Origin of the sequence: Citrobacter sp. Marseille-Q5395 (genome assembly GCF_947057495.1) — a bacterium.
Lineage (GTDB): Bacteria > Pseudomonadota > Gammaproteobacteria > Enterobacterales > Enterobacteriaceae > Citrobacter > Citrobacter murliniae.
This window is the reverse complement of record NZ_CAMSEL010000007.1, coordinates 70,861-92,511: the sequence shown is the minus strand read 5'-3', so window position 1 is coordinate 92,511 and position 21,651 is coordinate 70,861. Positions and strand designations below refer to the sequence as shown.

Here is a 21,651-nt window from a genome sequence, read left to right as displayed (position 1 = left end):
GACTACGGTGTAGTGTTTGAAAAACAGTCAATTATGTATCACTTACAACAGCAGGGAAAGGCCCTTGGGTAGATAAGCTCATTTGCTTTTTCTTCATAAGATATCAATACAAAAAAACAGGGAAACTATTGGGAGGAAAATTGTTTATTGAGACAGCATCGAGCTCAAAAAAATCAAATATATTGATTTGAAATTTATATAATTTGCTGAAAGGTAATCGACTTCTGGACGTGCTTTTTGTCGTTTTGAAAAATATACAATCACATCATTTTCAATGATAGTGTATAGGTTTGAGAATACTTTTGAGATCGCACGCTTAGCGCATTAAGGAGATTAACCATGCAGTTTTCGACTACCCCTACGCTTGAAGGGCAGAGCATCGTGGAATACTGCGGTGTGGTAACTGGTGAAGCTATTCTGGGCGCAAATATCTTCCGTGATTTCTTTGCGGGCATTCGTGATATTGTCGGGGGGCGCTCCGGCGCGTATGAAAAAGAGTTGCGAAAAGCGCGAGAAATTGCCTTTCAGGAGCTGGGGGAACAGGCGAAAGCGCTGGGTGCGGACGCGGTCGTCGGTATCGATATTGACTACGAAACTGTAGGTAAAGACGGCAGCATGTTGATGGTGAGCGTAAGTGGTACTGCGGTGAAAACTCGCCGATGAAACGTTTGTTATGTCTGCTGATGTTTACCCTGCTATTGGCAGGGTGTGCCGGTGAGAAAGGTATTGTTGATAAAGACGGGTATCAACTGGATACCCGCCGTCAGGCTCAGGCGGCGTATCCGCGGATAAAAGTGCTGGTTATCCACTATACGGCAGACGATTTTGACTCTTCTCTGGCGACGCTGACGGATAAAAACGTCAGTTCGCACTATCTGATCCCGGCGATACCGCCGCTGTACCACGGAAAGCCGCGTATCTGGCAACTGGTTCCGGAGAAAGATCTGGCGTGGCATGCGGGGATTAGTTTCTGGCGTGGCGCCACACGTATTAACGATACGTCGATTGGTATTGAACTGGAAAACCGTGGCTGGCAGAAATCGGCAGGCATAAAGTATTTTGCCCCGTTTGAGCCCGCGCAGATTCAGGCATTGATCCCTCTGGCGAAGGAAATCATTGCTCGCTACGACATCAAACCACAAAACGTGGTGGCACATGCGGATGTTGCGCCGCAGCGCAAAGACGATCCTGGTCCCCTGTTTCCGTGGCGTGAACTGGCGGCACAGGGGATTGGCGCATGGCCGGATGCGCAGCGCGTGATGTTTTATCTCGGCGGACGCGCACCTCATGAGTTAGTTGAAACGGCATCGTTACTCGATCTGCTGTCGCGTTATGGCTATGAGGTAAAACCGGAAATGACGTCACGCGAGCAGCAGCGGTTGATTATGGCGTTTCAGATGCACTTCCGCCCGGCGTTGTGGAACGGCGTGGCGGATGCAGAAACTCAGGCGATTGCCGAAGCGCTACTGGAGAAATACGGGCAGGATTAACGCGGTAGCTTACCGTGGTCGCGCAGCCAGGCCGCGGTACGCTCAATTCCTTCATCCAGCGTCACAACGGGCTGATAGCCTAACTCTTCCTGGGCGCGAGTGGTATCCAGCGTAAAGTCAAAATTCAGCTTTGAAACGCCGTAGTGAGTGAGTTTAGGTTCTTTAGCCGATTTGTTACCAAGACGCTCCATGCTGCGGGCAATCATGTCCAGCATCGGATAGGGCACTGAGCGAATACGGCAATCAATATTGAGCTCGTCGATAAGTTTTTGCACGATACTGCGCAGGGTACGATGCTCACCATTGGTAATGTTATACGCACGACCCGACGGCAGGTTATCGCAGGTTTCCTGACTTACCAGCCACATTGCGTGAACCGCATTTTCATAATAGGTCATATCCACCAGCGCACTGCCACCGTGTGGCAAAAGGATGCTGCCGTAGTGATGCATCATGTGTGCCAGGCGGGGGATAAAAACTTTATCGTGAGGGCCGAACAGGCTTTGCGGACGAAGCACTGTAAAGCGGGTCTGCGGGTTGGCCTGGGCCAACAGCGCAATAACGTCTTCACCAGCCGCTTTACTACGGGCGAATTCGTTGGCGAAACGGTGTGGACGGAAGTCCTCTTTAATATCGCGATGGTGGTGATAATCAAAATAGAGCGACGGGGAGGAGATATGAATAAAGTTACGCACGCCCCAGGCGACGGCCCATTCGCCCAGACGACGGGTCGCACGGACGTTGGCCAGATCGAACGCTTCTTGTGTTCCCCACGGCGAGGTAAAACTGGAGCAGTGCCACAGCGTGTCGATGCCTGCGAGCATCACTTTTGCCTGCGAAGAGACCAGTTCGGTCAAATCTGCATGCACAAATTCTGCGCCCATTTTCTCCAGCAGCTTACCCATCGCTTCGTTGCGACCGGTGGCTCTGACGCTGATGCCTTTGTTGCGTAAAAACTCAACCGCGTTTCGGCCTAAGCCGCTGGTGGCTCCGGTAACCAGTACCTTCATATCAATCCGCTGTGTTTAATAGAACTTCACGCGCATTCTTCCGTGAAATACGACTGTATGCAATGGGAAACGTGAAAGAATACAGCCTCTTTTTGTCTTTAGTCTGTGATTTGTTCTGCAAGTTTGGCGATACGCTTCGCCATCCCCCTGAAAATGAACAGGTGAGCCGGGATCATCAGCAACCAATAGAAGAGGCCTGGCATACCATGTGGATGCCACCAGGCGCGAACGTCTATACGGCGGTGATCGCCTTTATCTTCCAGCGTAAAGCTCAGGCGGCCAAGTCCTGGAGCTTTCATTCCAAACAGCAGGGTGAGCTGTTTTTCCGGCTCTACAATAATGACTTTCCAGCTATCAACGGTATCGCCGACCTGTAAAATCGGGTGTTCGGGTCGACCTTTCGCCAGCTTATGGCCTACCAGCAGGTCCAGTGCTGCACGCGTTTTCCACAATATATTGCCAAAGAAATAACCTTCCTTACCGCCGAGCCGGTTTACTACCTGCCACAGCGCTTTCCGGCTGGCAGACGTTTCGACGCTAAAACCGGCCTGTTTGGCAAAATAGCCGTATTCAGGACGCCAGCGTGCGAATGCCTGGGCGTCGTAACCCCAGTCGCTGGAGTTGACCAGCTTCTCTTCTTCTTTGAGCGTACTGCGTACCGCATCGTCAAACGCAATCAATTGTTGCGGAATAAGCAACCGTAGCGCGGTGTCATCAGCCAGAAGATCGTGTTTCAGCCCTTGTATCAGCGCTTTTGCGGTGTTCGGCGGAACTGAGGTAATCACATTTAAAAACCAGACCGAGATCCAACGGGTAGGAAAGGGGATGGGAATAAGCAGGCGATGCTTGCCGCTGACGGCCATAAAATGCTCGAATTGCTCCTGGTAACTTAATACCTGTGGCCCTGCGGCTTCGAGCACACGATGTTCGCTTGTTGGGTGATCCAGCAATGCCACCAGGTAATGCAGCAGGTTTTCCAGCGCAATTGGTGTGGTGCGTGAGCGTACCCAGCGGGGGGGAGTCAGCACCGGCAGGTTGTAGACCATGTCGCGCATCACCTCAAAGGCTGCTGAACCAGCCCCCACGATTATGCCAGCCCGTAGCTCAGTTACCGGCACACCGGATTCTCGCAGTGTGTCCGCCGTTATCTGGCGTGCGCGCAAGTGATCGGACTGTTCATGTTTGGGAGCCTGTAATGAACTCAGGAAAATAAGCTGTTTGACCGGGGTGTTACGCAACGCATCACGGACATTCAGCGCGACCTGACGTTCATGAGCGATAAAATCGCCACCTTCGCCCATGCCATGAACCAGATAATAGACAGTATCGACCCCAGCCAGAAGAGACGTCAGGTTATCCGGCCAGTTTAAATCGACTTTATGGCAACTGACGTTAGCCAGCTGCTGTTTTTCCAGTCGCTCAATGCGACGTGCCGCAGCCAGCACCTGATGCCCTTGCTGGCTGAGCGCCTGAACCAGATGCTGACCAATGTAACCACTGGCGCCAAGTACCAAAATCCGTTGCGGCACGCCTGTCTCCTTAGCGGTTTAAGAATGTGCGCCAGTGAGCGGCGACTTCAGCAAGTTGCTCACGCGAGACGTCCAGATGCATTACCAGACGTACAATTGGCGAGGCGTTAATCAGAACGTCTTTCGATTTCATATACTCGCCCAGCGCGGCAGCATGCTCTTCACCGACACGGACAAACAGCATATTGGTGTCGTGACGCATCACGTCAGCGCCAGCTTCTCGTAGTTGCTCTGCCATCCAGGCCGCGTTGTCATGATCGTCCTGCAAACGCGCAACGTTATTTTTAAGCGCGTACAGGCCGGCAGCCGCCAGAATACCAGCCTGACGCATCCCGCCGCCGGTCATTTTACGCCAGCGAATGGCGCGTTTGATGTAGTCCTGGCTACCGACTAACAGTGAGCCGACCGGCGTTCCCAGACCCTTGGAGAGGCAAATGGTGAACGAGTCGCAATACTGGGTGATCTCTTTCAGCTCACATCCGTAGGCAACGACAGCGTTAAAAATACGTGCGCCGTCAACGTGTAGCGCAAGATTTCGTTCGCGGGTGAAGTCCCAGGCATCCTTTAAATACTCGCGCGGCAGCACTTTACCGTTGTGGGTATTTTCCAGACTGAGCAGGCGTGTGCGGGCAAAATGGATATCGTCTGCTTTGATTTTGGCAGCAACTTTATCCAATGGAAGAGAGCCGTCTGGTGCTGCGTCGATAGGCTGCGGCTGAATACTGCCCAGCACTGCGGCACCACCGGCTTCGTATAAATAGTTATGCGCCCCCTGGCCTGCAATGTACTCTTCACCGCGTTGGCAGTGACTGAGTAGCGCAACCAGATTTGCCTGAGTGCCGGTAGGTAAGAAAATCGCCGCTTCTTTGCCTGAAAGCTCAGCGGCATATTGTTGAAGTGCATTGACGGTAGGGTCGTCCCCGTACACGTCGTCCCCGACCGGGGCGGTCATCATTGCTTCGAGCATGGCACGGCTCGGCCGGGTAACGGTATCACTGCGTAAATCGATCACGGGCATTCCTTGTAGTGTGAGGTAATGCCCTCTGTTTTACCTGAGCCAGTTGGTTTTCGCCAGTTCGATCACTTCATCACCGCGTCCGCTGATGATCGCGCGCAACATATACAGGCTAAAACCTTTAGCCTGTTCGAGCTTGATTTGTGGTGGAATTGCCAGTTCTTCTTTCGCTACAACCACGTCAACCAGCACCGGGCCATCAATCGACATTGCCCTTTGTAGTGCCTCATCTACGTCTGATGATTTTTCCACGCGAATGCCGGTGATCCCACATGCTTCGGCAATGCGCGCGAAGTTGGTATCGTGCAGTTCAGTACCGTCAGTCAGGTAGCCGCCGGCCTTCATCTCCATCGCCACAAATCCCAGCACGCTATTGTTAAAAACGATAATCTTCACTGGCAGTTTCATCTGCACGACTGAAAGAAAATCTCCCATCAGCATGCTGAACCCACCGTCGCCGCACATTGCGACTACCTGGCGTCCTGGTTCTGTCGCCTGAGCGCCTAACGCCTGTGGCATAGCATTCGCCATTGATCCGTGATTAAACGAACCAAGCAGACGGCGCTTACCGTTCATTTTCAGATAGCGAGCTGCCCATACGGTAGGCGTGCCGACATCGCAGGTAAAGATGGCGTCGTCGGCGGCGAAATGACTGATCTGTTGCGCCAGATACTGCGGATGTATGGCTTTATCGCTGGGTTTGGCTAAATCATCCAGGCCTTTGCGTGCATCACGATAGTGTTCCAGTGCTTTATCCAAAAACTGCCGGTCGGTTTTTTCTTCCACCAGCGGTAGCAGGGCGCTAAGTGTGGATTTAATATCACCCACCAGCGCCATATCGACTTTACTGTGCGCGCCAATGCTCGCCGGATTGATATCAATCTGAATAATTTTGGCGTCGGTTGGGTAGAAGGGACGATAGGGGAACTGGGTGCCGAGTAAGATCAGCGTGTCGGCATTCATCATGGTATGAAAACCTGATGAAAAGCCAATTAGCCCGGTCATGCCGACATCGTACGGATTGTCATATTCAATGTGCTCTTTCCCGCGCAGGGCATGAACAATCGGTGCTTTGATTTTCGCAGCAAACTCGACCAGTTCTTTATGCGCACCAGCGCAACCACTGCCGCACATCAACGCGATATTGCTGGAATAGCGTAGCAGTTGCGCCAGCTTTTTAATCTCTTCTTCTGCTGGGGTCACCACCGGTAACGGCGCGTGGTACCAGTGTGTACTGGCGCTTTCAGGGGCCGGTTTTAATGCCACGTCACCTGGTAGAACGACCACGGAAACGCCGCGGTTTAACACCGCTTTACGCATGGCAATTGCCAGTACCTGCGGGATCTGTTCAGGGCTGGAAACCAGCTCGCAATAGTGGCTACATTCACGGAACAACTCTTGCGGGTGGGTCTCCTGAAAATAACCACTGCCGATTTCACTGGAGGGAATATGCGCGGCAATCGCCAGCACCGGGACGTGGTTACGGTGGCAATCAAACAGGCCGTTAATCAGGTGCAGGTTTCCCGGCCCACATGAACCGGCACACACCGCCAGTTCACCAGTCAGTTGTGCTTCTGCACCTGCGGCAAAGGCCGCAACCTCTTCATGCCGGGTTGGCATCCAGTCAATCGTTCCCATACGATTCAGACTATCACTCAGGCCATTCAGTGAGTCTCCTGTTACACCCCAAATGCGTTTTACCCCAGCTTGTTCGAGGGTTTTAGCAATAAACGCAGCAACCGTTTGTTTCATGGTTTTCCATCTCCTTTAATGTGATACCGGTTACAAGTTTAGATGAAGATAATAGTTATGCTTCTCATTCCCCCTGATTTTCGGCAGCTTTCTTTTCAGATAGATAAAGCGTAGTTTGAGAGCAGACATGGTAAAACAAGGAATAAATTCAAATGTTTACGAGCCTATTAAATGCAGTGAATCGGATGCTGACTCATGAAGACTTTGGCAAGTTTTTGTTACGCCTTGCCGTTGGGGGACTGATGCTGTTTCACGGCTTGCATAAGCTTTTTGCGGGTATTGATGGTATCAGCGGCATGTTGATCGCTAAGGGATTCCCGGGTTTCATCGCTTACGGTGTTTTGTTGGGGGAGGTGGTTGCTCCTTGCCTGATTATTCTCGGTATTCTGACGCGTCCGGCGGCGTTAGGGCTGGCGTTTACGATGGTTGTAGCATGGCTGATGGTCGGGATGGGGGAGACCTGGTCGCTGGACAAAACCGGCGCATGGGCGATTGAAAGCCTGGTGTATTTTTTTATTGGTGCGCTGGCAGTGGCATTTTTAGGTGCGGGGAGATATGCGTTGGGTGGCAACTCGGCCTGGCGGTAAAAAATAGTCGGATGACAACATAAACAGCTTGTCCGTCCTACGGTTGTTCTTGTAGGACGGATAAGCTCAGTGTCATCCGGCTATTAATGATTATGCAAGTACCAGATCACCTTGCGGATGGCAGGAGCAGGCCAGTACATAACCTTCAGCAATTTCCGCGTCAGTCAGCGTCATGGTGCTGGAGACCGTGTAGTTACCATCAACGACTTTGGTTTTACAGCAGCCGCATACGCCCGCACGGCATGCGGCGACGATCGGCACGCTGTTGCTTTCCAGCGCTTCCAGAAGGGTCGTGCCAACCGGTGCATAAAACTCTTTTGCCGGTTGTAACTTGGTGAACTTCAGACCGCTGGTGGCGGCTTCCGCGACCGGAGTGAAGAACTGCTCTTTAAAGAAGCGCGTCACGCCAAGCGCTTTCACTTCTTTTTCAACCAGATCCATGTACGGCGCCGGGCCGCAGGTCATTACGGTACGTGCGGTCAGGTCCGGTACGCTCTTCAGTAGTTCGGTTGTCAGTCGGCCGGAAACAAAGCCATGGGTAGCATTGTTTTCGGCGACTAACGTGACCGGATACTCACGCCATTCGTCGGCAAAAATGACATCTTCCGGCGAACGGACGTTAAAGATCACCTGTACATCGGCCTGCGGACGATACTTTGCCAACCAGCGACGCATTGACATGATTGGCGTAACACCACAGCCAGCAGCCAGCATCAGGAACTTGTCTTCCGCTTTATCTTCACAGGTGAATTCACCCATGGCATCGGACAGCCAGATGTAGTCGCCGCGCTTCACGTCACGGGTTAACCACTGAGAACCTGCACCGTCGTCAATCCGCCGAATAGTCAGCGTGATGTATTCGCTAACGCCCGGTGTTGAGGAGAGGGTGTAAGCACGCAGCGTATCCGCTGAGTTACGTACGCTGACCAGTGCATACTGCCCGGCACGATATGGGTAATAGTCGTGGCATAGCAACGAAATTGTCCATACATCCGGCGTTTCCTGATGGATGTGATGAACCTGCATCCGCCACGGGCACTGATGGGTTGGCATTGTCATTCTCTACTCCTTACGCGCTCAGCAGCTGCTTCATGTCTTCTTCAACGGTGGTCACAGAACGCAGACCGAATTTCTCGTTGAGTACAGCCAGCAGATCCGGCGTGAAGAAGCCAGGTGCAGTTGGGCCAGTGACGATGTTTTTCACACCCAGGGACAGCAGGGTCAGCAGAATTACAATCGCTTTCTGTTCGAACCAGGAGAGCACCAGAGACAGCGGCAGGTCATTGACGCCACAGCCCAGTTTTTCCGCCAGGGTTACCGCCAGGATGATGGCAGAGTAAGCATCGTTACACTGACCGGCGTCGACCAGACGTGGCAGACCTTCAATATCGCCGAAGTCCAGTTTGTTGAAACGGTATTTACCACAGGCCAGGGTCAGGATCAGGCAGTCGTCCGGTACGCTGGTGGCGAAGTCGGTGAAGTAGTTACGTTCACCACGGGCGCCGTCGCAGCCGCCAACCAGGAAGATGTGACGCAGTTTTTCGCGGCTCACCAGGTCGATCAGGGTATCAGCTGCGCCCAGCAACGTCTGACGACCGAAACCGACGGTGATCAGGTGTGGAATTTCGCTGTACGGGAAGCCCGCCATTTGCTGCGCCTGAGCGATAACCGGACCGAAGTCGTCGCCTTCCAGATGGCTCACGCCCGGCCAACCGACGATGCTACGAGTCCAGATACGGTCGTCGTATGCGCCAACGGTCGGGTCGATGATGCAGTTAGAGGTCATTACGATTGGACCTGGGAAGCGGGCGAATTCCACCTGCTGGTTCTGCCAGCCACTGCCGTAGTTACCGATCAGGTGTTTGAATTTACGCAGCTCCGGGTAACCGTGCGCTGGCAGCATTTCACCGTGGGTGTAGACGTTAACGCCGGTGCCTTCGGTCTGCTCCAGCAGGTTATACAGATCTTTCAGGTCATGACCAGAGATCAGAATGCATTTCCCTTCGGTCGCTTTCACGTTGACCTGAGTCGGTGTCGGGTGACCGTATTTGGTAGTTTCACCGGCATCCAGGATGCTCATCACTTTGAAGTTCATCTGGCCTATTTCCATAGAGCACTCCAGCAGAGCGTTCATATCGGAAGGCCAGGTACCCAGCCATGCCATGATTTTGTGGTACTGAGCGTAGATATCGTTGTCGTACTGACCCAGAACATGTGCGTGTTCCATGTAGGCTGCCGCACCTTTCAGGCCGTACAGGCAAAGCAGACGCAGGCCGAGAATGTTCTCGCCAATGGTCGCTTTGTCTTTATTCGGGGTAAATTCCGCTGCCTGACGTTGCAGGTCACCCAGATCGTCGCTGACCAGTTGCAGGTCAGCCATCGGGTTATCGACAGTCGCGTTAGCATCAATATTCAGACATTGTGCTTTCAGTGCGTCACGCATGGCGATAGCTTCGCGAGCATAGCCGACAATACGTGGGGAGTCGAAGTTTACGTTGGTCAGCGTGGAGAAGAACGCGCGCGGAGCAAAATTATCAACTTCATGGTCGATGATGCCGTATTCACGCGCTTTAACCGCCCATGCAGACAGACCTTGTAGGGAAGCAATCAGCAGATCCTGCAGATCGGAGGTCTCCGCTGTCTTACCGCACATACCCTGCGCGTAAGAGCAGCCGTTCCCTGCCGGAGTACGGATGGTTTGTTCACATTGCACACAAAACATGGTCACACCTTTTAAAGTTATATTTAATATACATGTTTAAGGTTATGCCTGCGCGCGCAGGGATTAAAGGGATTTCTAATACAACTTGCAGGGAGATTGATTTAGCGCAATTTTGGCGGTAGCTGACTACCGCCAGAGAGGTATTTGTCTGTATATCAGGCGGAGAAAAATGCCATCAACAGAGGCACCAGTAAACTCAGAATAAAGCCGTGAACGATTGCAGCTGGAACCATCTCCAGACCACCGCTACGTTGTAAAACGGGCAGGGTGAAATCCATTGATGTCGCACCGCAGAGTCCTAAGGCGGTGGATCGACTGCGGCCAACTAATCCCGGAATTAACATAATGGCAATCAGTTCGCGCGCCAGATCGTTAAAGAAAGCGGCGCTGCCGATAACCGGCCCGAACGATTCGGTCAACAAAATACCGGAAAGGGAATACCAGCCAAATCCCGATGCCATCGCCAGTGACGTTTTCATCGGTAGACCGAGGATGAGTGCATTGATGACTCCACCCAGCAGCGAACTGGCAACCACGACGACGGCAACAATCATGCCTCTGCGGTTCAGCACAATCTGTTTTAAGGTCATGCCGCTGTTGCGCAATTGAATTCCCACGAGGAACAATAAAAAGATCAGCGTATATTCGCTGGCTTCGGTTGCGTGCTGCAGCATTGAAAACCCGGTAAGCCCGAGCAGAAAACCCAGGACAACGACACCACAAAGTTGTAGCGACTCAAGTGCCATTGCAATTCGCGAAGGTAACTTTTCTTGCTGGTGGTTGTGTCGCCAGGGCAGTGCACGTTCCAGCCACAGTAGCGCCGCAATGTTACATAGCAGAATGACCGTAATACTGACGGCAGAATAATGAAGAATGGATAACAGATTACTGGCGAGATTATCCAGAAACGCCAGGCTGATGCCCATAAAGAAGAGAATAAGGTAGACGATCCAACTCAGCAGGCGATTAATGAGTTTTAAAGCAGCCCTGTGCCGAAGCGGAATCAGATAACCCACAATAAGTGGGACCAGAATGATTAACAGTCCTGAAAACATGAACAACCGGGTCCTTTATATGTGAAGCAGCGCAATGACACTACCCAATAAAAGCTTTCAGGTAAAGTTACAAAAAAAGCCGGGTGGCGCTGATGCCTACCCGGCTTACATATTGCAGTGAACTGTAGGTCAGGTAAGACACTGCCACCTGACACTATGGCCTACGTGGGATTAATCGCGTTTTTCCAGCAGGGTGCGATAAATAAGTCCACCGAGAACCCCACCGATAATCGGCATGACCCAGAACAGCCACAGTTGTTCTAGCGCCCAGCCGCCCTGGAAGAGGGCAACGGCGGTACTACGTGCCGGGTTTACGGATGTGTTGGTGACCGGAATGCTGATCAGGTGAATCAGCGTTAACGCAAGACCAATAGCAATGGGTGCGAAACCTGCCGGAGCATGTTTATCGGTAGCACCGTGGATAACCAGTAAGAAACCTGCGGTCAGAACGATTTCAATAACGATAGCAGAAAGCATCGAATAGCCGCCCGGAGAATGTTCACCGTAGCCGTTTGACGCAAACCCACTGGCTGTAGCATCGAAGCCTGCTTTACCGCTGGCAATAAGATACAGCACAGCTGCCGCAACAATACCGCCCACGACTTGGGCAACAACATAACCAATAACGTCTTTTGCCGGAAAGCGACCACCAGCCCATAAACCGAATGTCACTGCTGGGTTAAAATGTCCGCCTGAAATATGACCGACGGCAAATGCCATTGTCAAAACAGTGAGACCGAAGGCCAGCGCAACACCGGCAAATCCAATACCTAACTCAGGGAATGCTGCGGCCAGCACGGCACTCCCACATCCACCAAAAACAAGCCAGAATGTACCGAAGAATTCGGCTGCTAATTTCCTGAACATAACCACCTCAATTAAAAGTTCCGGGTTCGTTGTCGTACCCGGTTATTCATCGCTAAAAGGGGCGATGATTAAAGAGCGTATATTTTAGAAAAAAACATCATCCCTTCGCCACTTAAATTAATAAAAAAATTTGATTTAAGGCAATGCGACGTCAATCCTTTTTGGATTTGATGTAGATAAGGTATCGTTTAATTACATTAAGCGGATTGTTGTGCCCTGAAATAATATTCATTGTAAATTTTAAGAAGAATATTCTTATGTTTTTTAGTTCCCCCGGTTTCGGTTTGGGTGATATCGGGTGTCCTGAGTGCCTGCTTGCCGTTATACTCCTGATAACTTGAAGGAAAAAGTTAGCATTTCCGGAGGCTATATGATTCTCGAACGCGTTGAGATTGTTGGGTTTCGTGGTATTAATCGGCTGTCGTTGGTGCTGGAGCAAAACAACGTGCTGATTGGGGAGAACGCGTGGGGTAAATCCAGCCTGCTGGATGCATTAACCCTGTTGTTGTCACCTGAGTCGGATTTATACCATTTTGATCGCGAAGACTTTTGGTTCCCACCGGGTGATGTCCAGGGGCGGGAACATCATTTGCACATTATTCTGACGTTTCGCGAATCTCAACCGGGCCGCCATCGGGTACGTCGGTACCGTCCGCTGGAAGCATGCTGGTCCCCATGTTCGGATAACTATCACCGTATTTTCTATCGGCTGGAAGGAGAGTGTGCGGATGATGGTAGTGTCCTGACGCTGCGCAGCTTCCTTGATGGCGCAGGCCATCCTTTACCCATCGACGATATTAACGACCAGGCCCGCCATCTCGTCCGCCTGATGCCGGTTCTACGTCTGCGTGATGCGCGTTTTATGCGGCGGATCCGCAACGGTACGGTGCCAGATATGGCCGATGTTGAAGTCACCGCCCGTCAACTGGATTTTCTGGCGCGCGAACTCGCTAACCGTCCACAAAATTTGACGGATGGACAGATTCGCCAGGGGCTTTCAGCCATGGTTCAACTGCTGGAGCACTATTTTTCTGAGCAGGGATCTAGTCAGTCACGTTATCGTCTGATGCGTCGGCGATCCAATAACGAACAACGTAGCTGGCGTTATCTGGACATTATTAACCGCATGATTGATAAGCCTGGAGGACGTACGCACCGCGTGATCCTTTTGGGGCTTTTTTCGACCCTGTTACAGGCTAAAGGCACACTTAGGCTGGATAAAGATGCCCGTCCTTTGTTGCTGGTAGAAGATCCAGAAACACGGTTGCATCCTATTATGCTCTCTGTCGCCTGGCAGTTGCTGAATCTACTTCCTCTGCAGCGTGTGGCGACCACCAACTCCGGAGAATTGTTGTCTCTCACGCCCGTTGAGCATGTTGTCCGTCTGGTGCGTGAATCCTCTCGCGTTGCCGCCTGGCGGCTGGGGCCGGGTGGTTTGAGTGCGGAAGACGGACGGCGTATTGCGTTCCATATTCGCTTTAATCGAGCGTCGTCGTTGTTTGCCCGCTGCTGGCTGCTGGTGGAGGGGGAAACGGAAACCTGGGTTATTAACGAACTGGCTCGTCAGTGCGGACATCACTTTGATGCCGAAGGCATTAAAGTCATTGAGTTCGCCCAGTCAGGCCTTAAACCGCTGGTTAAGTTTGCCCGGCGTATGGGGATAGAGTGGCATGTGTTGGTCGATGGAGATGAAGCGGGCAAAAAGTACGCCGCTACCGTACGCAGCTTGCTGAATAACGATCGGGAAGAAGAACGCGAGCATTTAACCATACTGCCTGCGCTGGATATGGAACACTTTATGTACCGACAGGGATTCTCTGACGTCTTTCATCGGGTGGCACAAATTCCGGAAAATGTACCAATGAATATGCGCAAGATTATATCGAAAGCTATTCATCGTTCGTCAAAACCGGATCTGGCGATTGAAGTGGCGATGGAAGCAGGGCGACGCGGCGTTGAAGCCGTACCAACCCTGCTCAGGAAAATGTTTTCGCGCGTGCTGTGGTTGGCGCGCGGGCGGGCTGATTAGTGGCGGAACATCAGCGATAACTGAGCGTGTATATTGTCCAGTAACTGATAGCGGCGGCGATATTCCGCGCGTTTTTTACTGGCAATATCTGCCTCGTTTTTTCGAGCCAACGTGCGTGGAATATGATAATACCCGTGGCTGTCGCATTCTCCACCTACCGACTCCCAAAAGGCATTATAGTCAGAAAGAATAACCTTGTTTTTATCATGGTAACGTGGGCTGCGAAAAATATGTTGCTCATTACTGACAGCCAGAACTTGTTCGATATTAAGCTGTTCCGCAAAGCGGCAAATAGCCTCCATTACAATACGCTTAGGAAAAATTCCATGGCATGATTTGGTCGCTTTTTGAATTTCTTCATGCGGCAGTTGAGCATTACCCTGTACGCCGCCAATAAAGAGCGTACTTTTCTTATTGTACTTACACAGTGTGAACGTCATTTTAATCAGGATGTCCCCGGCGCTATTACGCATGAGAATTGTACTTTCCCCTTCTTTATCCAGTGCAGTGAACATCATCATGTCGACAGTGAATATTTCACCGTCTTTGCCTTCAATTTTCGCCAGTTGCAATCCATCATTGCTTAAAAATGCACTAAACTCCGCGGGCAAAAATGCGTTACGGATAACATGGTAATGAAAGCGCACCGCGTCTAAACGCATTTTCAGGTCGAAATTTTTAGCAAGATACGGGCGATGTAAACGCACCGGCAAGCGCGGCTGGCGGGAGAGTAAATTATCAAGGTCTGGCCACTGTGCCAGTTCAGTCATCCATTCTCGAGTCAGTCGTGGTATCAGCAATGAGCGCCACATAAACTTACGGCGAAAACTTCGCTTTTCCCAACAATTACCGGGTCGCCAATGACCGGTAGTCAGGTTGCAAAAAAGGCCAAAACCAGTTGCTGGTTTTGCAGAATGAAAAGTGCTTTCAGTTAGCTGGCTCATAATAACAATCCAATTGATACGCTGGTACTAATTTCAGCACGGTGGATCTTAACGATTCATCAATAACTCTGTTATTCTTTGAACTTTTCAACGCCTGTTAATTTATCGTTGATGTTTATCACTCCACTCTGGTGGACGTATTGGGGGAAACTGGGATTTTTATGAAGCTCAAGGGAAAAATTAAAAAACGGTATTTTCTCATCGCCATCATTATTATTGTGGTGATGATTGCACTTTGGAGAACACTTAATGCTCCATTACCTCAGTATCAGACGTTAATTGTTCGACCTGGCGATCTCCAGCAAAGCGTACTGGCAACCGGGAAACTGGATGCGTTACGCAAAGTTGACGTAGGTGCGCAGGTGAGCGGGCAGTTAAAAACGTTGTCAGTAGCGATTGGCGATAAAGTAAAAAAAGATCAACTGCTTGGTGTTATTGATCCTGAACAGGCGCAAAACCAGATCAAAGAGGTTGAGGCGACGCTCATGGAATTACGCGCTCAGCGTTTGCAGGCAGAAGCCGAATGGAAACTGGCGCGGGTAACGCTTTCTCGTCAGCAACAGCTGGCGAAAACACAGGCTGTTTCTCAGCAGGATCTCGACACTGCGGCTACCGAAATGGCGGTTAAACAGGCGCAAATTGGCACCATTGATGCACAAATTAAGCGTAATCAGGCCTCGCTTGATACGGCAAAGACTAACCTCGATTACACCCGCATCGTGGCTCCTATGGCCGGTGAGGTAACCCAAATTACCACCCTGCAGGGGCAAACCGTGATTGCTGCACAGCAGGCACCAAACATTCTGACTCTGGCAGATATGAGCACCATGCTGGTAAAAGCGCAGGTGTCCGAGGCGGATGTTATTCATCTGCATCCGGGGCAAAAGGCCTGGTTTACTGTGCTGGGCGATCCGCAGACGCGCTATGAAGGTACACTCAAAGATGTGTTGCCAACGCCAGAGAAAGTGAATGACGCTATTTTCTATTACGCCCGCTTCGAAGTGCCTAACCCGAAAGGGATCCTGCGTCTGGATATGACCGCGCAGGTTCATATTCAGCTAACGGATGTGAAAAATGTGCTGACAATCCCGTTAGCGGCCCTTGGCGATCCTATTGGCAACAACCGTTATAACGTCAGACTGTTGCGCAACGGCGAGACCCGGGAACGTGAGGTCTCTATCGGCGCACGTAATGACACCGATGTAGAGATTGTAAAAGGGCTGGAAGAAGGGGATGAAGTCATCATCGGTGAGGCGAAACCTGGAGCAGCGCAATGACGGCATTGCTTGAGCTGAGCAATATCTGCCGCAGTTACCCGTCAGGAGAAGGGCAGGTCGAGGTGTTAAAGAACGTCTCCTTGAGCATCCAGGCCGGCGAAATGGTGGCGATTGTCGGGGCTTCTGGCTCGGGCAAATCGACGCTGATGAACATTCTGGGATGTCTGGACAAGCCTACCAACGGGACGTATCAGGTTGCCGGGCGCGATGTTTCCACCCTGGACAGCGACGCGTTAGCGCAACTACGGCGTGAGCATTTCGGCTTCATCTTCCAGCGGTATCATTTACTCTCGCATTTGACGGCAGCGCAAAACGTTGAGGTACCCGCGGTCTACGCCGGAACCGAGCGTAAGCAGCGGTTGGCACGAGCGCAGGAGTTGCTCCAGCGACTGGGACTGGGTGACAGGGTCGACTATCAACCTTCCCAGCTTTCCGGTGGGCAGCAGCAGCGCGTCAGTATTGCGCGTGCGCTGATGAATGGCGGACAGGTGATTCTGGCCGATGAACCGACCGGGGCGCTGGACAGCCATTCTGGCGAAGAGGTGATGGCTATTCTGCATCAGCTGCGCGATCGTGGACATACGGTGATTATCGTAACTCACGACCCGCAGGTAGCTGCACAGGCCGAGCGAGTGATTGAAATTCGTGATGGCGAAATCGTGCGTAATCCGCCGTCACAGAAACCCTCTGCAGGGCGCGGTATTGCGGAACCGACGGTGACGACGGCCTCCGGTTGGCGTCAGTTTGCCAGCGGTTTTCGTGAGGCGCTTACCATGGCGTGGCTGGCAATGGCCGCCAATAAGATGCGTACACTGCTGACCATGCTTGGCATTATCATCGGTATTGCTTCTGTGGTCTCTATTGTGGTTGTTGGTGACGCAGCAAAACAGCTGGTGCTGGCTGATATTCGCGCTATCGGGACGAACACCATTGATATCTACCCCGGCAAAGATTTCGGTGATGATGACCCACAGTATCAGCAGGCGCTGAAATATGACGACTTAGTCGCTATTCAGAAGCAGCCCTGGGTGAGTTCCGTTACGCCTGCGGTGTCGAAGAATTTGCGTCTGCGTTATGGAAATATCGACGTGGCGGCCAGCGCGAACGGCGTTAGTGGAGATTACTTTAACGTTTATGGCATGACGTTTAGCGAAGGGAACACTTTTAACGCAGAACAGTTAAATGGTCGGGCACAGGTGGTGGTGCTTGACAGCAATACCCGACGCCAGCTATTCCCCAACAAAGCGCAGGTAGTGGGAGAAGTTATCCTGGTGGGAAATATGCCTGCCACCGTGATTGGGGTCGCCGAAGAGAAGCAGTCGATGTTTGGCAGCAGCAAGATCCTGCGGGTCTGGTTGCCTTACAGCACCATGTCCGGGCGGATCATGGGGCAATCGTGGCTGAACTCTATTACCGTGCGTGTTAAGGATGGTTTCGACAGCGCGCAGGCGGAGCAGCAACTGACCCGACTGTTGTCGTTGCGCCATGGTAAAAAAGATTTCTTCACCTGGAACATGGACGGCGTCTTGAAAACCGCCGAAAAAACCACACGTACTTTACAGTTGTTCCTGACTCTGGTTGCGGTGATTTCCCTGGTGGTCGGCGGAATAGGCGTGATGAACATTATGCTGGTTTCCGTGACTGAACGAACGCGTGAAATTGGCATTCGTATGGCGGTTGGTGCGCGTGCCAGTGATGTGCTGCAGCAGTTCTTAATTGAAGCAGTGCTGGTGTGTCTGGTCGGTGGGGCGTTAGGTATTAGCCTGTCGATGCTAATCGCTTTTACGTTGCAACTTTTTCTGCCTGGATGGGAAATTGGATTCTCTCCTTTTGCCCTGCTGACGGCTTTCCTGTGCTCAACGGCGACCGGCGTTTTGTTTGGCTGGCTGCCTGCGCGTAATGCGGCGCGGCTTGATCCCGTCGATGCTTTGGCGCGTGAATAACGTGTTGTATTGCATAAGAAATAAAAATGCCAGCCTCCGGGGCTGGCATTTTGTCTGCGGGATGTACACAATGAGACAGAAGAGCTATGCGACAGCTTCTGCTTCAATGACAGGCACGATGACGCTGGCGTGATTGCCTTTTGGCCCCTGGTGGACATCAAACTGGACAGACTGTCCGGCTTTTAGCGTTCTGTAACCATCCATCTGAATGGTGGAGTAATGGGCGAAGATATCTTCGCCACCGCCTTCAGGGCAGATGAAACCAAACCCTTTGGCATTGTTGAACCACTTAACAGTACCCGTTTCCATGCTTCGACATCCTTCGTAAATCTTATATAAGTAAGATGGAATGAACCGGTGGCGGAGTGGGGGCTGTTCAAAACCTCGCCAACTCTCGAGACTACAATTTAGAGAAATCAGGCGGGGCGTCAAGCGTCAGGCTAGTGGAATAGGGTAAAAATGCATCAAAATTTGAAGCAGTTAACGCTATTGTCGGTTCTGTGACAGATGTCGCGAATGACACTGATAGATGATAATTATCTAATACTTGAGGTAGATTGATTGTGCGCATAGGCTCTTGTCAGCGGCAAGTTATTCTGCCGGTAACCGTAACTGAAGATGACGACTGACAATGGGTAAGACGAACGATTGGTTGGATTTCGACCTGCTGGCGGAAGACAAATTGCGCGACGCGCTAAAACCGCCATCTATGTATAAAGTGATATTAGTCAATGATGATTACACTCCGATGGAGTTTGTTATTGACGTGTTACAAAAATTCTTTTCTTATGATGTAGAACGTGCAACGCAACTGATGCTTGCTGTTCACTATCAAGGTAAAGCTATCTGCGGCGTATTTACCGCGGAAGTGGCTGAGACCAAAGTTGCGATGGTGAACAAATATGCGAGGGAGAACGAGCATCCGTTGCTGTGTACGCTGGAAAAAGCCTGAATGCAGGCATAAATATTGGGGGAGGTGCCTATGCTCAATCAAGAACTGGAACTCAGTTTAAACATGGCTTTCGCCAGAGCGCGCGAGCACCGACATGAGTTTATGACCGTCGAGCACTTGTTACTGGCATTGCTCAGTAACCCATCGGCCCGCGAAGCGCTGGAAGCGTGTTCTGTGGATTTGGTGGCGCTCCGTCAGGAACTCGAAGCCTTCATTGAACAAACCACACCCGTATTGCCTGCCAGCGAAGAAGAGCGCGACACGCAACCGACGCTGAGTTTTCAGCGTGTACTGCAACGTGCTGTCTTTCATGTTCAGTCCTCCGGGCGTAATGAAGTCACTGGCGCAAATGTGCTGGTTGCCATCTTCAGCGAGCAGGAATCTCAGGCGGCGTATCTGCTGCGTAAGCATGAAGTCAGTCGCCTGGACGTGGTGAATTTTATTTCTCATGGCACGCGCAAAGACGAACCGAGTCAGTCTTCTGATTCAGGTAATCAGCCAAATAGCGAAGAACAAGCTGGCGGGGAGGACCGTATGGAGAACTTCACCACTAACCTTAACCAGCTTGCTCGCGTGGGCGGTATTGATCCGCTCATTGGCCGGGAAAAAGAGCTGGAGCGAGCCATTCAGGTACTGTGCCGCCGCCGTAAAAACAACCCGCTGCTGGTGGGTGAGTCTGGCGTCGGGAAAACCGCGATTGCTGAAGGCCTCGCCTGGCGTATTGTCCAGGGTGACGTGCCGGAAGTCATGGCAGACTGCACGCTTTACTCGCTGGATATTGGGTCGCTGCTGGCGGGAACCAAATACCGTGGTGATTTTGAAAAACGGTTTAAAGCTCTGCTGAAACAGCTGGAACAGGATACCAACAGTATTCTGTTTATCGATGAGATCCACACCATTATAGGTGCGGGGGCTGCATCTGGCGGCCAGGTTGACGCCGCAAATCTGATCAAACCGCTGCTGTCCAGCGGTAAGATCCGCGTGATCGGTTCGACCACCTATCAGGAGTTCAGCAATATTTTCGAGAAAGACCGTGCGTTAGCGCGTCGCTTCCAGAAAATCGATATTACTGAACCGTCGGTGGAAGAGACCGTGCAGATTATTAACGGTTTGAAACCCAAATATGAAGCGCACCACGATGTTCGTTATACCGCAAAAGCAGTGCGTGCAGCGGTTGAGCTGGCGGTGAAATATATCAACGATCGTCATCTGCCGGATAAAGCGATTGATGTGATCGATGAAGCTGGCGCCCGTGCGCGACTGATGCCGGTCAGCAAGCGCAAGAAAACCGTCAACGTAGCGGATATTGAGTCCGTCGTGGCTCGCATTGCGCGGATCCCGGAGAAGAGTGTTTCGCAGAGCGATCGAGATACGCTGAAAAATCTGGGCAACCGCCTGAAAATGCTGGTGTTCGGGCAGGATAAAGCTATTGAGGCACTGACTGAAGCGATCAAGATGAGTCGTGCAGGTCTTGGTCACGAGCATAAACCTGTCGGTTCGTTCTTGTTTGCTGGTCCGACTGGCGTCGGTAAAACCGAAGTCACGGTGCAACTGTCCAAAGCGCTGGGTATTGAACTGCTGCGTTTTGATATGTCTGAATATATGGAGCGGCATACCGTCAGCCGCCTGATTGGTGCGCCTCCGGGGTACGTTGGATTTGACCAGGGCGGTTTGTTAACGGATGCGGTGATTAAACATCCACATGCGGTACTGCTGCTGGATGAAATCGAAAAAGCGCACCCGGATGTCTTTAACCTGCTGCTGCAGGTGATGGATAACGGTACGCTGACTGACAACAACGGGCGCAAAGCGGATTTCCGCAACGTGGTGCTGGTAATGACCACTAACGCCGGGGTGCGTGAAACTGAACGTAAATCGATTGGGCTTATTCATCAGGACAACAGTACTGATGCGATGGGCGAGATCAAAAAAGTATTTACGCCGGAGTTCCGTAACCGTCTCGACAATATTATCTGGTTTGATCATCTCTCTACTGAGGTCATTCACCAGGTTGTGGATAAATTTATTGTCGAACTTCAGGTTCAGCTGGATCAGAAAGGCGTCTCTCTTGAAGTGAGTCAGGAAGCACGTGACTGGCTGGCAGAGAAAGGCTATGACCGCGCTATGGGCGCACGCCCGATGACGCGTGTAGTCCAGGACAACCTGAAAAAACCATTGGCAAACGAACTGCTGTTCGGTTCGCTTGTGGATGGTGGGCAGGTGACAGTCGCGCTGGATAAAGAGAAAAATGAGCTGACGTATGGCTTCCAGAGTGCGCAAAAGCATAAACCGGAAGCAGCACATTAAATTCTTATCTCATAACAGACCGGGCGTAAATGCCCGGTTTTTTTTCGCCTGAAATTGGGTAACGGATGGAGCAGAGGCAAAAAATAAGCCTGCGTAAGGGAGATTACGCAGGCTAAGGAGGTGGTTCCTGGTACAGCTAGCATTTATGGGTTATGTTTTTCAGCGAAACAGA

General features: G+C 51.6%; 18 protein-coding genes. 8 read left to right on the top strand and 10 right to left on the bottom strand.

What is annotated here, in order from left to right; genetic code table 11:
* Positions 1-339 precede the first annotated feature (339 nt).
* Both OH663_RS10085 and OH663_RS10080 read left to right on the top strand, forming a co-directional pair.
* Positions 340-663 (top strand): heavy metal-binding domain-containing protein, encoded by a 324-nt coding sequence (locus OH663_RS10085; protein WP_001160725.1) that lies wholly within the window; start codon positions 340-342, stop codon positions 661-663.
* A complete protein-coding gene (locus OH663_RS10080) occupies positions 660-1,490 on the top strand; it encodes an N-acetylmuramoyl-L-alanine amidase (protein WP_045444813.1) in 831 nt (276 codons plus the stop codon). Before OH663_RS10085 ends, OH663_RS10080 begins: the two co-directional genes overlap by 4 nt.
* Here OH663_RS10080 and OH663_RS10075 read toward each other — a convergent pair.
* From OH663_RS10075 to poxB, 4 genes are all read right to left on the bottom strand, one after another.
* On the bottom strand, positions 1,487-2,500 hold the full coding sequence (locus OH663_RS10075; protein WP_045444810.1) for an NAD-dependent epimerase/dehydratase family protein: 1,014 nt from the start codon (positions 2,498-2,500) through the stop codon (positions 1,487-1,489). The two genes, OH663_RS10080 and OH663_RS10075, sit on opposite strands and share 4 nt — an antisense overlap.
* Positions 2,501-2,598: 98 nt before the next feature.
* Positions 2,599-4,029, bottom strand: coding sequence for an SDR family oxidoreductase (locus OH663_RS10070; protein WP_045444806.1), 1,431 nt, complete (start codon positions 4,027-4,029; stop codon positions 2,599-2,601).
* A 10-nt stretch (positions 4,030-4,039) separates the two neighbouring features.
* A complete protein-coding gene (gene ltaE, locus OH663_RS10065; RefSeq protein WP_045444803.1) occupies positions 4,040-5,041 on the bottom strand; it encodes a low-specificity L-threonine aldolase in 1,002 nt (333 codons plus the stop codon).
* Between the two features lie 36 nt (positions 5,042-5,077).
* Complete coding sequence (poxB, locus tag OH663_RS10060) at positions 5,078-6,796, bottom strand: ubiquinone-dependent pyruvate dehydrogenase (protein ID WP_045444800.1); 1,719 nt, start codon at positions 6,794-6,796, stop codon at positions 5,078-5,080.
* Between the two features lie 152 nt (positions 6,797-6,948).
* Here poxB and OH663_RS10055 point away from each other — a divergent pair, with 152 nt between their 5' ends.
* Positions 6,949-7,383, top strand: a complete 435-nt coding sequence (locus OH663_RS10055; protein ID WP_045444796.1) for a DoxX family protein — start codon at positions 6,949-6,951, stop codon at positions 7,381-7,383.
* Between the two features lie 90 nt (positions 7,384-7,473).
* Here the strand turns inward: OH663_RS10055 and hcr are convergent, their stop codons facing one another.
* The 4 genes from hcr to aqpZ all read right to left on the bottom strand — a co-directional run bounded on the left by hcr (position 7,474) and on the right by aqpZ (position 12,027).
* Complete coding sequence (gene hcr, locus OH663_RS10050) at positions 7,474-8,442, bottom strand: NADH oxidoreductase (protein ID WP_045444792.1); 969 nt, start codon at positions 8,440-8,442, stop codon at positions 7,474-7,476.
* Between the two features lie 10 nt (positions 8,443-8,452).
* The gene (hcp, locus tag OH663_RS10045) at positions 8,453-10,105 is read right to left on the bottom strand and encodes a hydroxylamine reductase (protein ID WP_048221081.1); all 1,653 of its coding nucleotides are present in this window, start codon (positions 10,103-10,105) and stop codon (positions 8,453-8,455) included.
* Positions 10,106-10,260: 155 nt separating this feature from the next.
* Positions 10,261-11,160 (bottom strand): LysO family transporter, encoded by a 900-nt coding sequence (locus OH663_RS10040; RefSeq protein ID WP_045444786.1) that lies wholly within the window; start codon positions 11,158-11,160, stop codon positions 10,261-10,263.
* A gap of 171 nt (positions 11,161-11,331) precedes the next feature.
* Complete coding sequence (gene aqpZ / locus OH663_RS10035; RefSeq protein ID WP_200012738.1) at positions 11,332-12,027, bottom strand: aquaporin Z; 696 nt, start codon at positions 12,025-12,027, stop codon at positions 11,332-11,334.
* Positions 12,028-12,397: 370 nt separating this feature from the next.
* Between aqpZ and OH663_RS10030 the strand changes: the two genes are divergently transcribed.
* A complete protein-coding gene (locus tag OH663_RS10030; protein ID WP_048221084.1) occupies positions 12,398-14,056 on the top strand; it encodes an ATP-dependent endonuclease in 1,659 nt (552 codons plus the stop codon).
* On the opposite strand, the gene OH663_RS10025 is transcribed toward OH663_RS10030, so the two are convergent.
* Entirely contained in the window at positions 14,053-15,000 is a 948-nt protein-coding gene (locus tag OH663_RS10025; RefSeq protein WP_048221085.1) for a VirK/YbjX family protein, read from the bottom strand. The genes OH663_RS10030 and OH663_RS10025 overlap by 4 nt on opposite strands.
* A 161-nt stretch (positions 15,001-15,161) precedes the next feature.
* On the opposite strand from OH663_RS10025, the gene macA reads away from it, so the two are divergent.
* Together macA and macB are read left to right on the top strand one after the other, a co-directional pair.
* On the top strand, positions 15,162-16,277 hold the full coding sequence (gene macA / locus OH663_RS10020) for a macrolide transporter subunit MacA (RefSeq protein WP_045444771.1): 1,116 nt from the start codon (positions 15,162-15,164) through the stop codon (positions 16,275-16,277).
* Positions 16,274-18,220, top strand: coding sequence for a macrolide ABC transporter ATP-binding protein/permease MacB (gene macB, locus OH663_RS10015; RefSeq protein ID WP_048221086.1), 1,947 nt, complete (start codon positions 16,274-16,276; stop codon positions 18,218-18,220). The genes macA and macB overlap by 4 nt, the downstream gene beginning before the upstream one ends.
* An 84-nt stretch (positions 18,221-18,304) precedes the next feature.
* Here macB and cspD read toward each other — a convergent pair whose 3' ends face one another.
* Positions 18,305-18,529: a cold shock-like protein CspD gene (cspD, locus tag OH663_RS10010; protein ID WP_003036813.1), complete on the bottom strand. Its 225-nt coding sequence runs from the start codon at positions 18,527-18,529 to the stop codon at positions 18,305-18,307.
* 322 nt (positions 18,530-18,851) lie between these two features.
* Here cspD and clpS point away from each other — a divergent pair, with 322 nt between their 5' ends.
* Positions 18,852-19,172 carry an ATP-dependent Clp protease adapter ClpS gene (gene clpS, locus OH663_RS10005; RefSeq protein ID WP_003036810.1) on the top strand — a complete coding sequence of 107 codons (321 nt, stop codon included), beginning with the start codon at positions 18,852-18,854 and terminating at the stop codon, positions 19,170-19,172.
* 30 nt (positions 19,173-19,202) lie between these two features.
* Complete coding sequence (clpA, locus tag OH663_RS10000; protein WP_045444765.1) at positions 19,203-21,479, top strand: ATP-dependent Clp protease ATP-binding subunit ClpA; 2,277 nt, start codon at positions 19,203-19,205, stop codon at positions 21,477-21,479.
* The last annotated feature ends 172 nt before the right edge of the window (positions 21,480-21,651 follow it).

Bases quoted from the DNA above. Each gene is read 5' to 3' on its own strand.
- OH663_RS10085 (WP_001160725.1), top strand. From the start codon at position 340: ATGCAGTTTTCGACTACCCCTACGCTTGAAGGGCAGAGCATCGTGGAA.
- OH663_RS10080 (WP_045444813.1), top strand. From the start codon at position 660: ATGAAACGTTTGTTATGTCTGCTGATGTTTACCCTGCTATTGGCAGGG.
- OH663_RS10075 (WP_045444810.1), bottom strand. From the start codon at position 2,500: ATGAAGGTACTGGTTACCGGAGCCACCAGCGGCTTAGGCCGAAACGCG.
- poxB (WP_045444800.1), bottom strand. From the start codon at position 6,796: ATGAAACAAACGGTTGCTGCGTTTATTGCTAAAACCCTCGAACAAGCT.
- OH663_RS10055 (WP_045444796.1), top strand. From the start codon at position 6,949: ATGTTTACGAGCCTATTAAATGCAGTGAATCGGATGCTGACTCATGAA.
- hcr (WP_045444792.1), bottom strand. From the start codon at position 8,442: ATGACAATGCCAACCCATCAGTGCCCGTGGCGGATGCAGGTTCATCAC.
- hcp (WP_048221081.1), bottom strand. From the start codon at position 10,105: ATGTTTTGTGTGCAATGTGAACAAACCATCCGTACTCCGGCAGGGAAC.
- OH663_RS10040 (WP_045444786.1), bottom strand. From the start codon at position 11,160: ATGTTTTCAGGACTGTTAATCATTCTGGTCCCACTTATTGTGGGTTAT.
- aqpZ (WP_200012738.1), bottom strand. From the start codon at position 12,027: ATGTTCAGGAAATTAGCAGCCGAATTCTTCGGTACATTCTGGCTTGTT.
- OH663_RS10030 (WP_048221084.1), top strand. From the start codon at position 12,398: ATGATTCTCGAACGCGTTGAGATTGTTGGGTTTCGTGGTATTAATCGG.
- OH663_RS10025 (WP_048221085.1), bottom strand. From the start codon at position 15,000: ATGAGCCAGCTAACTGAAAGCACTTTTCATTCTGCAAAACCAGCAACT.
- macA (WP_045444771.1), top strand. From the start codon at position 15,162: ATGAAGCTCAAGGGAAAAATTAAAAAACGGTATTTTCTCATCGCCATC.
- macB (WP_048221086.1), top strand. From the start codon at position 16,274: ATGACGGCATTGCTTGAGCTGAGCAATATCTGCCGCAGTTACCCGTCA.
- cspD (WP_003036813.1), bottom strand. From the start codon at position 18,529: ATGGAAACGGGTACTGTTAAGTGGTTCAACAATGCCAAAGGGTTTGGT.
- clpS (WP_003036810.1), top strand. From the start codon at position 18,852: ATGGGTAAGACGAACGATTGGTTGGATTTCGACCTGCTGGCGGAAGAC.
- clpA (WP_045444765.1), top strand. From the start codon at position 19,203: ATGCTCAATCAAGAACTGGAACTCAGTTTAAACATGGCTTTCGCCAGA.